12 protein-coding genes and 1 riboswitch are annotated in these 12716 nt (G+C 68.6%); of the genes, 7 read left to right on the top strand and 5 right to left on the bottom strand.

What is annotated here, in order from left to right:
- Positions 1-2 precede the first annotated feature (2 nt).
- Positions 3-341 carry a hypothetical protein gene (locus RCP80_RS20310; protein WP_308479383.1) on the top strand — a complete coding sequence of 113 codons (339 nt, stop codon included), beginning with the start codon at positions 3-5 and terminating at the stop codon, positions 339-341.
- Between the two features lie 8 nt (positions 342-349).
- Here the strand turns inward: RCP80_RS20310 and RCP80_RS20305 are convergent, their stop codons facing one another.
- Both RCP80_RS20305 and RCP80_RS20300 read right to left on the bottom strand, forming a co-directional pair.
- Positions 350-2047 (bottom strand): DEAD/DEAH box helicase, encoded by a 1698-nt coding sequence (locus RCP80_RS20305; protein WP_308479382.1) that lies wholly within the window; start codon positions 2045-2047, stop codon positions 350-352.
- 75 nt (positions 2048-2122) lie between these two features.
- Positions 2123-2617, bottom strand: coding sequence for a cupin domain-containing protein (locus tag RCP80_RS20300; RefSeq protein WP_308479381.1), 495 nt, complete (start codon positions 2615-2617; stop codon positions 2123-2125).
- A gap of 353 nt (positions 2618-2970) precedes the next feature.
- Here RCP80_RS20300 and groL point away from each other — a divergent pair, with 353 nt between their 5' ends.
- Positions 2971-4596: a chaperonin GroEL gene (gene groL, locus RCP80_RS20295; RefSeq protein WP_308479380.1), complete on the top strand. Its 1626-nt coding sequence runs from the start codon at positions 2971-2973 to the stop codon at positions 4594-4596.
- Positions 4597-4737: 141 nt separating this feature from the next.
- Here groL and RCP80_RS20290 read toward each other — a convergent pair whose 3' ends face one another.
- Positions 4738-6054, bottom strand: coding sequence for an MFS transporter (locus tag RCP80_RS20290; RefSeq protein ID WP_308482954.1), 1317 nt, complete (start codon positions 6052-6054; stop codon positions 4738-4740).
- Between the two features lie 85 nt (positions 6055-6139).
- Positions 6140-6280, top strand: a riboswitch (cobalamin riboswitch).
- A gap of 43 nt (positions 6281-6323) precedes the next feature.
- Here RCP80_RS20290 and RCP80_RS20285 point away from each other — a divergent pair.
- The 5 genes from RCP80_RS20285 to RCP80_RS20265 are packed head-to-tail and all read left to right on the top strand — an operon-like array spanning position 6324 to position 10595.
- Positions 6324-7187 (top strand): ABC transporter substrate-binding protein, encoded by an 864-nt coding sequence (locus tag RCP80_RS20285; RefSeq protein ID WP_308479379.1) that lies wholly within the window; start codon positions 6324-6326, stop codon positions 7185-7187.
- Positions 7188-7203: 16 nt separating this feature from the next.
- Entirely contained in the window at positions 7204-8202 is a 999-nt protein-coding gene (locus RCP80_RS20280; RefSeq protein ID WP_308479378.1) for a FecCD family ABC transporter permease, read from the top strand.
- Positions 8199-9008, top strand: a complete 810-nt coding sequence (locus RCP80_RS20275; RefSeq protein WP_373693386.1) for an ABC transporter ATP-binding protein — start codon at positions 8199-8201, stop codon at positions 9006-9008. Before RCP80_RS20280 ends, RCP80_RS20275 begins: the two co-directional genes overlap by 4 nt.
- Entirely contained in the window at positions 9008-9844 is an 837-nt protein-coding gene (locus tag RCP80_RS20270; protein WP_308479377.1) for an MBL fold metallo-hydrolase, read from the top strand. Before RCP80_RS20275 ends, RCP80_RS20270 begins: the two co-directional genes overlap by 1 nt.
- Positions 9845-9854: 10 nt before the next feature.
- Positions 9855-10595, top strand: coding sequence for a chymotrypsin family serine protease (locus RCP80_RS20265; RefSeq protein ID WP_308479376.1), 741 nt, complete (start codon positions 9855-9857; stop codon positions 10593-10595).
- On the opposite strand, the gene RCP80_RS20260 is transcribed toward RCP80_RS20265, so the two are convergent.
- Positions 10585-10962, bottom strand: a complete 378-nt coding sequence (locus tag RCP80_RS20260) for a pyridoxamine 5'-phosphate oxidase family protein (protein ID WP_308479375.1) — start codon at positions 10960-10962, stop codon at positions 10585-10587. The genes RCP80_RS20265 and RCP80_RS20260 overlap by 11 nt on opposite strands.
- A complete protein-coding gene (locus tag RCP80_RS20255; protein ID WP_308479374.1) occupies positions 10959-12698 on the bottom strand; it encodes an N-acyl-D-amino-acid deacylase family protein in 1740 nt (579 codons plus the stop codon). The genes RCP80_RS20260 and RCP80_RS20255 overlap by 4 nt, the downstream gene beginning before the upstream one ends.
- Between the last annotated feature and the right edge of the window lie 18 nt (positions 12699-12716).

Here is a 12716-nt window from a genome sequence, read left to right as displayed (position 1 = left end):
GAATGTCCGAACAGACGCTGCGCGCGGTACTTGAACAACTGAGCAAGGATGAGTCGTTCCGGGACAAACTGCGCGACGATTGGCAGAATGCGCTCGACGATCTTGACCTCAGTCCCGCCGAGGCCGCGGCATTGGCCTCGCAGGACGAGGATGCCCTTCGACGCCTTGCCGGAAGCGATGTCTCCGCAATGGCCGGCGGGTTCTTCGGGACCTGGGTCGTGTGCAGCCTGCTGTGCATCACGACGCTCGACACCCGAGGCAGCACCCGGGACACCTGTCCGGGCAGCAAGAAGGGTTGCGGGACGCACAACACCCACAACTGCCTGGTGATGATTCGCTGATTCGCGTCCTAGAGCTCGCGGTGCAGCATCCGGACGGCCTCGATGCGCTCCTGCAGCTGATCGCGCGTGGCCGCGGCGACGGGCGGTCCGCCGCAGCGACGGCGGAGCTCGTTGTGGATCCAGCCGTGCGGCTTGCCCGACTTGTGATGCGTGGCCGAGACCAAGGCGTTGAGTTCGCGGCGCAATTCACGCAGCTGACCGTGCGTGGAGGCGACCTTGGGCAGCTCGCCCGAGGCGGTGCGCTTCTGCAGCTGCTCATCCTGGCGGCGACTGAGTAGATCGCGCATCTGGGTGGCATCGAGGAGGCCGGGAATGCCGAGGTAGTCGGCCTCCTCCTCGCTGCCGGCCGGGGTCGCGGTGCCGAACGACGAGCCGTCGAAGATCACCTGATCCAACTCGGCCTCGGCGCCCATCATCTCGAAGCCGTTATCCAGGTCGTCCGGTTCGTCCTTGCGCTGTTCACGCAACTCGGCATCCAACGGATCCTCGTCGGATTCGCGGTGCGGCTTACCCAGCACGTGGTTGCGCTGCTCCTCGAGTTCGCTCGCCAGTTGCAGCAGGTTCGGCACCGACGGCAGGAAAATGCTCGCGGTCTCGCCGGGCCGCCGCGACCGTACGAACCGCCCGATGGCCTGGGCGAAGAACAACGGCGTCGAGGCGCTGGTGGCGTACACCCCCACCGACAGGCGGGGCACGTCGACGCCCTCGGAGACCATCCGCACCGCCACCAGCCAGCGCGAGGTCGATTCGGAGTAGGCGGTGATGCGATCCGAGGAACCCGGCTCGTCGGAGAGCACCACAGTGGGCACCTCGCCGGTGATCTTGGTCAGCAGGTCGGCGTAGGCGCGGGCGGCGGTCTGGTCGGAGGCGATGATCATGCCGCCGGCGTCGTGGACGTGCGCGCGCTTCTGCTGCAGCCGTTTGTCGGCGGCTGCAATCACCGCGGGCATCCATTCGCCGGCCGGGTTCAATGCGGTGCGCCAGGCCCGTGCGGTCTGTTCGGCCGACAGCGGCTCACCCAGCCGGGCGGCGTGCTCCTCGCCGGCGCTGTCACGCCAGCGGGCCTCGCCGGAGTAGGCCATGAACACCACTGGGCGCACGACGCCGTCGGCCAGCGCGTCGGCGTAGCCGTAGACGTGGTCGGCCTGTGAACGTTGGAACCCGGCGGGGTCCGTCTCGTAGGTGACGAACGGGATGGGGCTGTCGTCGCTGCGGAACGGGGTGCCGGTCAGCGCCAGGCGCCGCGTCGCGTCGTCGAACGCCTCCCGGATCGCATCGCCCCAAGTCTTGGCGTCGCCGCCGTGGTGGATCTCGTCGAAAATCACCAGCGTCTTGCGGTTCTCGGTGCGGACCCGGTGCCGGGTGGGGTGGCTGGCAACCTGGGCGTAGGTGACGACGACGCCGTGATACTCCGAGGAGGTCTGCGCGCTGGAGTTGCTGAACCTGGGATCAAGGGCGATGCCCATCCGGGCCGCCGCCGATGCCCACTGGATCTTGAGGTGCTCGGTGGGGACGACCACGGTCACGGCGTCCACTGTGCGTTCGGCCAGCAGCTCCGCGGCGATGCGGAGGGCAAAGGTCGTCTTACCGGCTCCCGGGGTAGCTACAGCCAGAAAATCGCGCGGCTTGGCGGCCAGGTATTTCACCAAAGCTCGTCGTTGCCAGCCCCGCAACGCCTGGGTGCTGGGCGCTGCGTCAGCCCGCACCCTAGGACTCCTCTCTGGTCGAAGGGCAGTCTAGGGCAAGGGGTTCCGCCGACGCATATCGCCTGGCCGTGTCGCTCAGACGAAAAAGTTGTCGTTATCGATGAACCACTGCGTGCGTTCATCGTCGGTCAGCTCACCGAGCTGGGCCAGGCCCTCGAAGTAGTGCTCGCGCGGCGCGCCGGGAGCAAACAGCATGAGCATCGAGGCCGGGGTGTCCGACTCGTTCCGGAATCCGTGGATGCCGCCCGGCGGCACGTAGAGGAAGTCGTTGGGGTTGGCGGCCGTCCAGTCGGTGCCGTCGTAGATCTGCACTGAACCCGACAGCACGAAGAACGCCTCGGACATGGCGCGGTGATAGTGCGGTCCGGGCCCACCGCCGTTGGCGGCGATCTCGACGCGGAACAGGCCGTAGTCACCGTCGGTCTGCTGTTGGTTGGCCAAGTAGTGGTACTGCACCAGCCCGAACGACTCGTAGTCGGCGGGTTGGTCGGCTCGCCGGACCCAGGCGCTGACCTCGGGTTCGGCCTTGGTGTAGCGAGCCGGGGGATAGGGCGGCACGATCAGTGACATCGAGTCGGAGCATACGTGCTCCCAGGCCTGCCGCGCGCCCGTTGCCGTCGGCCCGTCGGGACGACAGCCGGCAGGGTTCCTCCCGGTCAATCCAGCCCGACGGCGACAATTGCTCGGCGGCCGACGCGACGCGGCATAGCTGGTGCAAATCTCCGGCCACGTTGGACGGCCTCCTGTCTTGCACTCTCCCTGGTCGAGTGCTAAGAATGCAGTTGGCACTCACGACTCGTGAGTGCTAGGTCGGGACGGTGAGGCGCGGGGCCGCACTGCGGAGCACACCCACGCCGTCCGTCGCGGGCACTGCACCCGACCAAAGAGAACGTGCATCCCCTATTCGGAGGAAACACTTCGCAATGGCCAAGACAATTGCGTATGACGAAGAGGCCCGCCGCGGCCTCGAGCGGGGCCTTAACGCCCTCGCCGACGCGGTAAAGGTGACGCTGGGGCCCAAGGGTCGCAACGTCGTCCTGGAGAAGAAGTGGGGCGCCCCCACGATCACCAACGATGGTGTGTCCATCGCCAAGGAGATCGAGCTGGAGGACCCGTACGAGAAGATCGGCGCCGAGCTGGTCAAGGAAGTTGCCAAGAAGACCGACGATGTTGCCGGCGACGGCACCACCACGGCCACCGTGCTGGCTCAGGCCCTGGTTCGCGAAGGCCTGCGTAACGTCGCGGCCGGCGCCAACCCGCTCGGCCTGAAGCGCGGCATCGAGAAGGCCGTCGAGACCGTCACCGAGAACCTGCTCAAGTCGGCCAAGGAGGTCGAGACCAAGGAGCAGATCGCCGCTACCGCTGGCATCTCCGCGGGCGACACCACCATCGGTGACCTGATCGCCGAGGCCATGGACAAGGTTGGCAACGAGGGTGTCATCACCGTCGAGGAGTCCAACACCTTCGGCCTGCAGCTGGAGCTCACCGAGGGTATGCGCTTCGACAAGGGCTACATCTCGGGTTACTTCGTGACCGACGCCGAGCGTCAGGAAGCCGTCCTGGAGGATCCCTACATCCTGCTGGTCAGCTCGAAGATCTCGACCGTCAAGGATCTGCTGCCGCTGCTGGAGAAGGTCATCCAGTCCGGCAAGCCGCTGCTGATCATCGCCGAGGACGTCGAGGGCGAAGCCCTGTCCACGCTGGTGGTCAACAAGATCCGCGGCACCTTCAAGTCCGTCGCCGTCAAGGCCCCGGGCTTCGGTGACCGCCGCAAGGCGATGCTGCAGGACATGGCGATCCTCACCGGTGGCCAGGTCGTCAGCGAAGAGGTCGGACTGTCGCTCGAGACCGCCGACATCGCGCTGCTGGGCCAGGCCCGCAAGATCGTCGTGACCAAGGACGAGACCACGATCGTCGAGGGCGCCGGGGATTCCGAGGCCATCGCCGGCCGCGTGTCTCAGATCCGTGCCGAGATCGAGAACAGCGACTCCGATTACGACCGCGAGAAGCTGCAGGAGCGCCTGGCCAAGCTGGCCGGCGGTGTTGCGGTGATCAAGGCCGGGGCTGCCACCGAGGTGGAGCTCAAGGAGCGCAAGCATCGCATCGAGGACGCGGTCCGCAACGCCAAGGCCGCCGTCGAGGAGGGCATCGTCGCCGGTGGTGGCGTGGCTCTGCTGCAGTCGGCTCCGGCGCTCGATGACCTCAAGCTCGAGGGCGACGAGGCCACTGGTGCCAACATCGTCAAGGTTGCGCTCGAGGCCCCGCTGAAGCAGATCGCCTTCAACGCCGGCCTGGAGCCGGGCGTTGTCGCCGAGAAGGTTCGCAACTCGAAGCCGGGCGTCGGCCTCAACGCCGCCACCGGCGAGTACGAGGACCTGCTCAAGGCCGGCGTCGCCGACCCGGTGAAGGTCACCCGCTCGGCGCTGCAGAACGCGGCGTCCATCGCGGCGCTGTTCCTCACCACCGAGGCCGTCGTCGCCGACAAGCCGGAGAAGGCGTCCGCACCCGCGGGCGACCCGACCGGTGGCATGGGCGGTATGGACTTCTAAGTCCAGCTCTATTTCGGGAAAGCCCGGCCTGCCTTGCAGGCCGGGCTTTTTCGTGTCCGTCGGGATCGAGCGGCCCATGCCCCCGCTGAACGCCGACGAACGCACCACGCTGGAGGCGCGCCACCGGAGTCCGGAGGGCGCCTAAAGTTCGCGCAGCGGTGTGGGTTTGAGCGCCAGGGTTGCCGCGACGCTGATCGACGCAGTGGTCACCAGATAGGCGCAGGCGATCCATGGGGACCCGCCCGCGGCGGCGATCAGCGCGGTCAGGATCATCGGCGTCAGGCCCGAGGAGTAGATCCCGGACAGCTGGTAGACCGTGGAGAGGCCGGTGTAGCGGATCCGCGCCGGGAACAGCGATGCGTACAACGTGCCCTGGGCCCCGTAGAACAGCGCGTGGATCACCCCGAACACCAGCAGCATGGCGACCGTGTAGAACGCCATGTTGCCGGTGCCGAACAACGCGAACACCGGGAAGACGGCGACGGCGTAGGCGGCGATACCGACGGTGTAGATCCGCTTGGGGCCAAATCGATCGGTCAGCAGGCCCGACACCGGCAGCAGCACCGCCATCAGCAGGGACGCCGCCGTCACGGCCACCAGCACGGGCACCTTCTCCAGACCCAATGTGCTTGTGGCGTAGGCGATCGCGAACACGCCCCAGGTGTTGAACGCCGCGCCCTCGCCCCAGCGCGACAGCATGCCCAGCGCGGTCGAGCGCAGCGCCGGCGGCCTGAACACCTCACGTAGCGGCACCGCGGCCCGGTCGCCGCTGTCGCGGACACGCTCGAAGGCCGGGGTCTCGGTGGCCCGCAACCGCACCACGACGCCGAAGATCACCAACACGATGCTGAACAGGAACGCGATCCGCCAGCCGTAGGTGAGGAACGCATCATCGGGCAGCACCACCTGCAGCAGCGCGAACACCCCGGTACCCAGCGCGAGCCCGAGCGCCAGGCCGACCTGCGGGATGCTGCCGAACAGCCCGCGCCGCCGCGGCGGTCCGTGTTCGACCGCGAGCAGCACCGCCCCCGCCCATTCGCCGCCGAGCGCGAAGCCCTGCACGATGCGCAACAGCAGCAACAGGATCGGGGCCAGCACGCCGATCTGGGCGGCGGTGGGCAGCACCCCCATCAGCGCGGTCGCGACGCCCATCAACACCATCGTCAGCGCCAGCGTCTTCTTCCGGCCGATCCGGTCGCCGATGTGGCCGAACACAAAGCCGCCGATGGGGCGGACGACGAAGCCGACGGCGAAGGTCGCGAACGACAGCATGGTCCCGACGAACGTCGACTGATCCGGGAAAAACGCGTGGTTGAACACCAGGCTGGCGGCGGTGGCGTAGAGGAAGAAGTCGTACCACTCGATGGTGGTGCCGACCAGGCTGGCCCACAGCGCCGTGCGGGCCTGCGGCGTGATCGCGGAGCCTTTGTCGTCGTCGGGCGCTATGGGTGCATCGATGAGTGTCACGTCATTTAGTAAGGCCACAGCGGTGGGGGACTGCGCCACGGTTGCACGCGCGGTGATTTGAACCCGCCGGGGTGGGATAGGCTCGCCGATACCCGGCGCCGCCGGGTCCGTGGTGTCCAGTGAAGTCCGGTACCAGTCCGGCGCTGTCCCGCAACTGTGACGCCGACGCATCCGCTCGCGTCGGACAAGCCAGGTCAGCTGAGCCGCGGTCAGTACTCTCCTCGGACGAAGGACTGGCTCTGTTGAACACCGCGCGTCGATTGACAACGTCCCTCGCCGCTCTGGCGGTCGGCCTGGTGGCCGCCTGCGGATCCGGAGCCGAGCCCGCGCAGACCGAACAGCCGGACAATCCGCAACGTGTGGTCTCGCTGAGTCCCTCGGCGACCGAGACGCTGTGGGCGATCGGCGCGGGCCCACAGGTGATCGCCGTGGACGGCGAATCGAACTATCCGGCCGATGCCCCGACCCAGCAGGACCTGTCCGGCTACACCCCGAACGTCGAGGCGATCGTGGCGTATCAGCCCGATTTGGTGATCACCGCCGATGCCCCGGATGACCTCGTCGCCGGCCTGGAGGCCGCGGGGATTGCGTTGCTGTCCCAGCCCGCTCCCACCACGGTCGACGACGCGTATGCCCAGATCGAGCAGATCGGCGCGGCGACCGGTCGCATCGGCGACGCCGCCGAACTGGTGTCCCACATGCGTCGGCAGATCGCCGAGGTCGTCGACAACACGCCGCCGGCCCAACTGCGCTACTACCACGAGCTGGACCCGACGCTGTTCACCGCGACCGGCGCATCGTTCATCGGGCAGCTCTACGGACTGTTCGGGCTGACCAACATCGCCGACGACAGCGACGCGGATGCCTACCCGCAGCTGTCCGAGGAATTCATCGTCGCGGCCGATCCGGAGTTGATCTTCCTGGCCGACGTGCAGTGCTGCGGCGTGACCGCCCGAACGGTGGCGGACCGCGCCGGCTGGGGCGAGGTGGCCGCCGTCCGCACGGGCAGCATCTATGAACTCGACGCCGACGTCGCGAGCCGCTGGGGTCCGCGCGTCGTCGACACCGTCGAGCGGATCGGCGCCGTGGTCGCTGAGGTCCAAGCTGTCCCGGCGCCCAACTGAGACCCGCCGCGCGTGGGTGGTGACCGCGGCGGTAATCGCCGTGGTCGGCGCCGCCGTGCTCGCGATCTTCGTCGGGCCGGCCAACCTGCCCGCACGGGGCGTGCTGCTCGCGCTGATCGACGGACTCCCCGGAGTCGACGTCGAGCACGGGCTCACCGTCGCCCAGCAGGCGGTGCTGTGGCAGATCCGGCTGCCGCGGGTGGTGCTCGGCGCCCTGGTGGGGGCCACGTTGGCCATCGCCGGTGCCGCCTATCAGGGGGTGTTCCGCAACCCGCTGGCCGATCCCTACCTGCTGGGGGTGTCCAGCGGTGCGGGCCTCGGCGCTACCGCAATGATCGTATTCGGCATGGCGGCAACCACTTTCGCGGTGCCCATTGCCGCGTTCGCCGGCGGGGTGCTGGCGGTGACCGCCACCTACCTGCTGGGCCGCGGGGTGGGCGGCGGCCGGACCGAGGTGGTCATCATCCTGGCCGGGGTTGCGGTGGCCGCGTTCGCCAACGCCGGTCAGACCTTCCTGCAGCAGCGTTACGACGACTCCATGCGCCAGGTGTACAGCTGGCTGCTGGGCCGGTTGAGCACCAACGGCTGGACCGAGGTGAGCGTGGCCCTGCCGTACGTGGTGGTGACGATCGTGGTGATCCTGTTGTTCGGCCGGATCCTCGACGTGATGGCCGTCGGCGACATCGAGGCGGCGAGCCTGGGGGTGGATCCGCGGCGCGTGCGGCTGCTGCTGGTCGCGGTGGCGACGCTGGGAACGGCCGCGGTGGTCAGTGTCAGTGGGTTGATCGGTTTCGTCGGCATCGTGGTGCCGCACGCGGTGCGGTTGTTGGTCGGGCCCGGCCATCGGCTGCTGCTGCCGTTGTCGGTGCTGTTCGGGGCGGCCTTCCTGATGCTGGCCGACGTGCTGGCGCGGTGGGTGCTGGCCCCGGCGGAGCTGCCCATCGGCGTGGTGACCGCGGCCATCGGAGCGCCGTTCTTCCTGATGGTCCTGCGCCGCAGCCGGAGCATGTCGTGACCGCCTCCGAACCGCAAGTGACCTGCACCGGCCTGACCGTCGTCCGGCGGGACAAGACGGTGCTCCAAGCGGTCGATCTGACGGTGGCCGGCGGTGAATGGGTCAGCGTGGTCGGGCCCAACGGGGCGGGCAAGACCACGCTGCTGCACGTGTTGGCCGGCCTGATCCCGGCGGGTTCCGAGGCGCGGCTGACGGGCACGGTGCGGGTCGCGGGACTGGACCCGCAGACGGTGCGGCGCCCGCAGATCGCCGCGGTGGTCGCCCTGATGCCGCAGCGGCCCACGGTGCCCGACGGGGTCAGCGTCACCGAACTGATCACCCTCGGACGGACCCCGCACATTCCTCGGTTCGGGATGCCGTCGGCCGCCGACCGGCAGGTGGTGCGCGACGCGATCGAGCGACTGGATCTGCACGACGTCGCCCATCGTCCGGTCACCGAACTCTCCGGCGGCGAACTGCAGCGGGTGGTGCTCGCCCGCGCGTTGGCCCAACAGCCCTCGGTGCTGATCCTGGACGAGCCGACCAGCGCCCTGGACGTAGGTCATCAACAGCAGGTGCTCGAGCTCGTCGAGCAGATGCGCGACGCGGACGGCCTCACCGTGGTGGCCGCGATGCACGATCTGACACTGGCCGGCCAGTACGCCGACCGGATGGTGATGCTGCAGGCGGGCCGGATCGTCGCCGATGGGACTCCGGCTGAAGTGCTTACCGCGCAACGGATTGCGCAGGTCTACCAGGCCAAGGTGACCGTTGTCGACCGTGACGGCGACATCGCGGTGCTGCCGGTGCGGGGCCGGCGGCGCTGATGGAACTGCTGCTGTTGGGCACCGGCAGCGCCGACGGCTGGCCCAGCCCGTTCTGCGACTGTCGTTCCTGTCGGTGGGCGCTGGCAGCGGGGGAGATTCGGGGACAGACCGCCGCACTGATCGACGACGCTCTGATGCTCGACTGCGGACCGGAGGCCCCGCGGGCCGCGCTGCGGCTGGGTCGCAACCTCGCCGGTGTGCGCCAAATCCTGTTCACCCACGGTCATTTCGACCATGTCGGACCCGCCGCGCTGGTCATGCGGCAGTGGGCGGGGCCCGCGCGGCCGCTCGAGGTGTTCGGGCCGCCGGAGGTGCTGGACCAGTGCCGCGACTGGATCGGGCCGGCCGATCCCATTGTCTTGCGTACGGTGCACGCCGGCGACGAGTTGACCTTGGCCGGCCCCCGGGGCGACTACACCGTGCGAGTGCTGGCCGCCGCGCACACGGGGGTCCGCAGCGGCGATGCCGCGGTGTTGTACGACGTATCCAGTTCGGGCGCAAGGTTATTGTGGGCCACCGACACCGGTCCACTGCCGGTCGAGACGTCCGAGGCCATCGCGGGCGCGGCGTTCGGCGCGGTGTTCCTGGAGCAGACCTTCGGTCGCAAGACCGACCACGGCACCGACCACCATGACCTTCCGGCGTTCGAGAACACGCTGGCCGACCTGCGCAAATCCGGTGCGGTCCACGACGAGACCGATGTCATCGCGGTGCATCTGAGCCACCACAATCCGCCGGGCCCCGAACTGGACCAGGCACTGCGGCGTTGCGGCGCGCGGGCCGGTCGCGACGGTGAGACCGTCAGGGTGCGCACGGCCGATGCGGTTGCCACTTAGCATTACCGCTGTGACAAACCGTGACGCTGCAGGCCGGGGCCGGCGGACGGGCTGGGTGTTCTCCGTCGTGGTGTACGGCCTGGCCGCGGGCGTGGCCCTCGTACTCGGATACGCATCGAAGCCCGCGCCTGCCGCCACGGCGATCGCTCCCGGCATCGGAATCGATGTCGAAGATTCTTTCGGTCGCGTCGTCGAGGCTTGCACTCTCGGGTTCCTTGCCATCGGCGCCGACGGGGCGCATTACGCGTTGACCGCCGGGCATTGCGACAGGGGGGGTGGCGTGACGATGTCCCATCGGACCGAGGGCAACCTCCGCAAGATCGGGCGGTTCGCGCATTCGGTGCACGAGGGCGAATGGGGGCCGGACATCGCAGCGATCCGGCTCCACGACGATGAACTGCAGCGTGACGGATGGATTTTGGCCGAGCGCCGCGTCAGAGGGGTCACCACTACGCTGCTCCCCGAGGACACGTTGTGTTTCGACGGCAGAATCAGCGGCCGGCAGTGCGGCAACTTTTCGCTGACTCTGCATGCGGCCCGTTCGCGGCAGGCCATGGAGAACCTGGCATTCTTCACCGCCACCGCGCAACCCGGCGACTCCGGCAGTCCCGTGTACCGGCTCGAACGCGACGGATCGGCCACAGCGGTGGGAATCGTCAACGGCACCGTATCGGACGTGGGGGTGGTGGCGACGCTGGTGGAGCCCTACCTGGAGCAGTGGGGTCTGACTCTGGACACGGCTAGGCCTTGAACACGACGCAGTCGTGCAGGCAGCCACTTTCGGCGGCCGGCGAGCCGGGTGCGGCCTTGCGGTGCAGCAGCGCCTTGGTCGGGACCACCCGCAGCGCACCGCCTTTGGCGGGCTCGGCGCGGCCGTCGACCAGCAGCGCGTAACCGCCGGGCTCACGCGGGGGCCACAGCAGCGTGACGTCGGCGTGCTGGGCCACGTTGGTGGTGGTGCGATCGCCCACCGCACCGGCGTCGAGGACGCCGTCGACCAGGACGGGTTCGATCATCACGGTGTGCGGTTTTCCGCCGTCGCCGGTGGTGATCAGGAAGGCCTGATCGAACCCGGACAACGCCTCGGTGAGGCGGATCAGATCTACCGCGGAACTCATGCTGCCCCTTCGGGTTCGGGTTGGCGGCCGCGGATGAGCTTGCCGGGCCGGGCGTTGGTGGGAACACCGTTTTCGGCGATGACCTCGCCGGCGACGATGGTCGCCACATACCCATCGGCGGTCTGGTCCAGGCGGCGGCCGCCGGCGGGCAGATCGTGGACCACCACGGGCCGATGCAGCCGGATTCGTTCGGCATCGATCACGTTCAGATCGGCCTTGTAGCCCTTGGCAATCCGGCCGCGGTCGCGCAACCCGGCGACGCGCGCGGGCACCGAGGTGAGCTCGCGCACCGCATCGGCGATCGACAGCCGGGCCGCGGCGCGGTCCCGCACCCAGTGCGTCAGCATGTAGGTCGGGAACGACGCGTCGCAGATCATGCCGTAGTGCGCCCCGCCGTCGCCCAGACCCAGCACCACGTCGTCGCGGCGGATCAGTTCGGCGACGGTGTCCAGGGAACTGTCGCGGTAGTTGGCCAGCGTCACCAGCAGCATCGCGTGCCCGTCGTCGTCGAGGACGCGGTCGTAGGCCTCCTCGAGCGGGCTGACGCCGCGAGCGCGCGCCCGGGCGCCGATACTGTCGGCGGGGTCCGGCTCGTAGTTCGGCGGGTCTCCCAGCGGGAACATCCAATCCCACAGTTGCGCGGCGAACATCAGCGGATGCCCTTCGCCCGGACTGTCGGACAGAATACGTTGCCGCACTTCTGGTTTCCGCATCTCTGCCACTCGCTGCGGCAGCGGCAGTTGGGCGATTTCCTGGTAGCTCGGATACAGCACGAATGGGTTGCCCGAGAGTTCCAGGCCCAGCACCAGACCGATGGGACGTGGATAGATCTGTGCGGTGATGTCCCCGCCGTCGGCGTTGGCCTTCTCCACCATGGCCAAGGCGTCCCGGAAGAACGGCGGTCCGGCGTTGCCGATGGCGAGCGTGAACGTCACCGGGAGGCCGACGTCGGCGGCCACGTCGAAGACCGTCTGCAGGACGGGCTGATAGTCGCCGGCGACCAGGTCGGGGACGAATTGAATCAGTCCGCCGCCGGCGTCGACCATGCCCTGGGCGATTGCCTCGATCTCCGCGTGGCCGGCGTCGTAGCTGGGGATCGGTCGCCCGCTCTCGGTCTTGTGAATGGTGAAGCGCGACGTCGCGAACCCCAACGCGCCGACCTGAACGGCCTCGGCCGCCAGCTTGCGCATCAGGGCCAGATCCTCGGTGCTCGCCGCCTCCAGGTCGACACCGCGCCGGCCCATCACGTACACCCGTAGTGGCGAGTGCGGCAGGAACGCGGCCACGTCGATGTCCCGGCGTCGCGCGTCGAGCGCGTCGAGGAACTCGGGGAACGTCTCCCAGGTCCACGGCAGACCGTCGACCATCACCACTCCGGGGATGTCCTCGACCCCGGCCATCACGTCGACGAGGACCGCGTGGTCCGCCGGCCGACATGGCGCGAACCCGACCCCGCAGTTGCCCATCACCGCGGTGGTGACCCCGTGCGCGGACGAGGGCGTGAGCCGGTCGCTCCAGATCGCCTGCCCGTCGTAGTGCGTGTGCAGATCGACAAAACCCGGCGTGACCAGCAGGCCGTCGGCGTCGATCTCGCGCGTGCCCGGGGCGGTGACCGTGCCCACCTCAGCGATCACCCCGTCCCGGACGGCGACATCGGCCACCTGAGTTGGATTGCCCAACCCGTCGACGACGGTGCCGTTGCGGATGACGAGATCGAAGGGGGCGACGTTTGTCATGCCCCAAATGTACGGTGA

Source organism: Mycolicibacterium sp. MU0053, assembly GCF_963378095.1.
In the GTDB taxonomy this organism is placed as follows: domain Bacteria; phylum Actinomycetota; class Actinomycetes; order Mycobacteriales; family Mycobacteriaceae; genus Mycobacterium; species Mycobacterium burgundiense.
This window is presented reverse-complemented; position numbering and strand designations above follow the sequence as displayed.

Bases quoted from the DNA above. Each gene is read 5' to 3' on its own strand.
- RCP80_RS20310 (WP_308479383.1), top strand. From the start codon at position 3: ATGTCCGAACAGACGCTGCGCGCGGTACTTGAACAACTGAGCAAGGAT.
- RCP80_RS20300 (WP_308479381.1), bottom strand. From the start codon at position 2,617: ATGTCACTGATCGTGCCGCCCTATCCCCCGGCTCGCTACACCAAGGCC.
- groL (WP_308479380.1), top strand. From the start codon at position 2,971: ATGGCCAAGACAATTGCGTATGACGAAGAGGCCCGCCGCGGCCTCGAG.
- RCP80_RS20270 (WP_308479377.1), top strand. From the start codon at position 9,008: ATGGAACTGCTGCTGTTGGGCACCGGCAGCGCCGACGGCTGGCCCAGC.
- RCP80_RS20260 (WP_308479375.1), bottom strand. From the start codon at position 10,962: ATGAGTTCCGCGGTAGATCTGATCCGCCTCACCGAGGCGTTGTCCGGG.
- RCP80_RS20255 (WP_308479374.1), bottom strand. From the start codon at position 12,698: ATGACAAACGTCGCCCCCTTCGATCTCGTCATCCGCAACGGCACCGTC.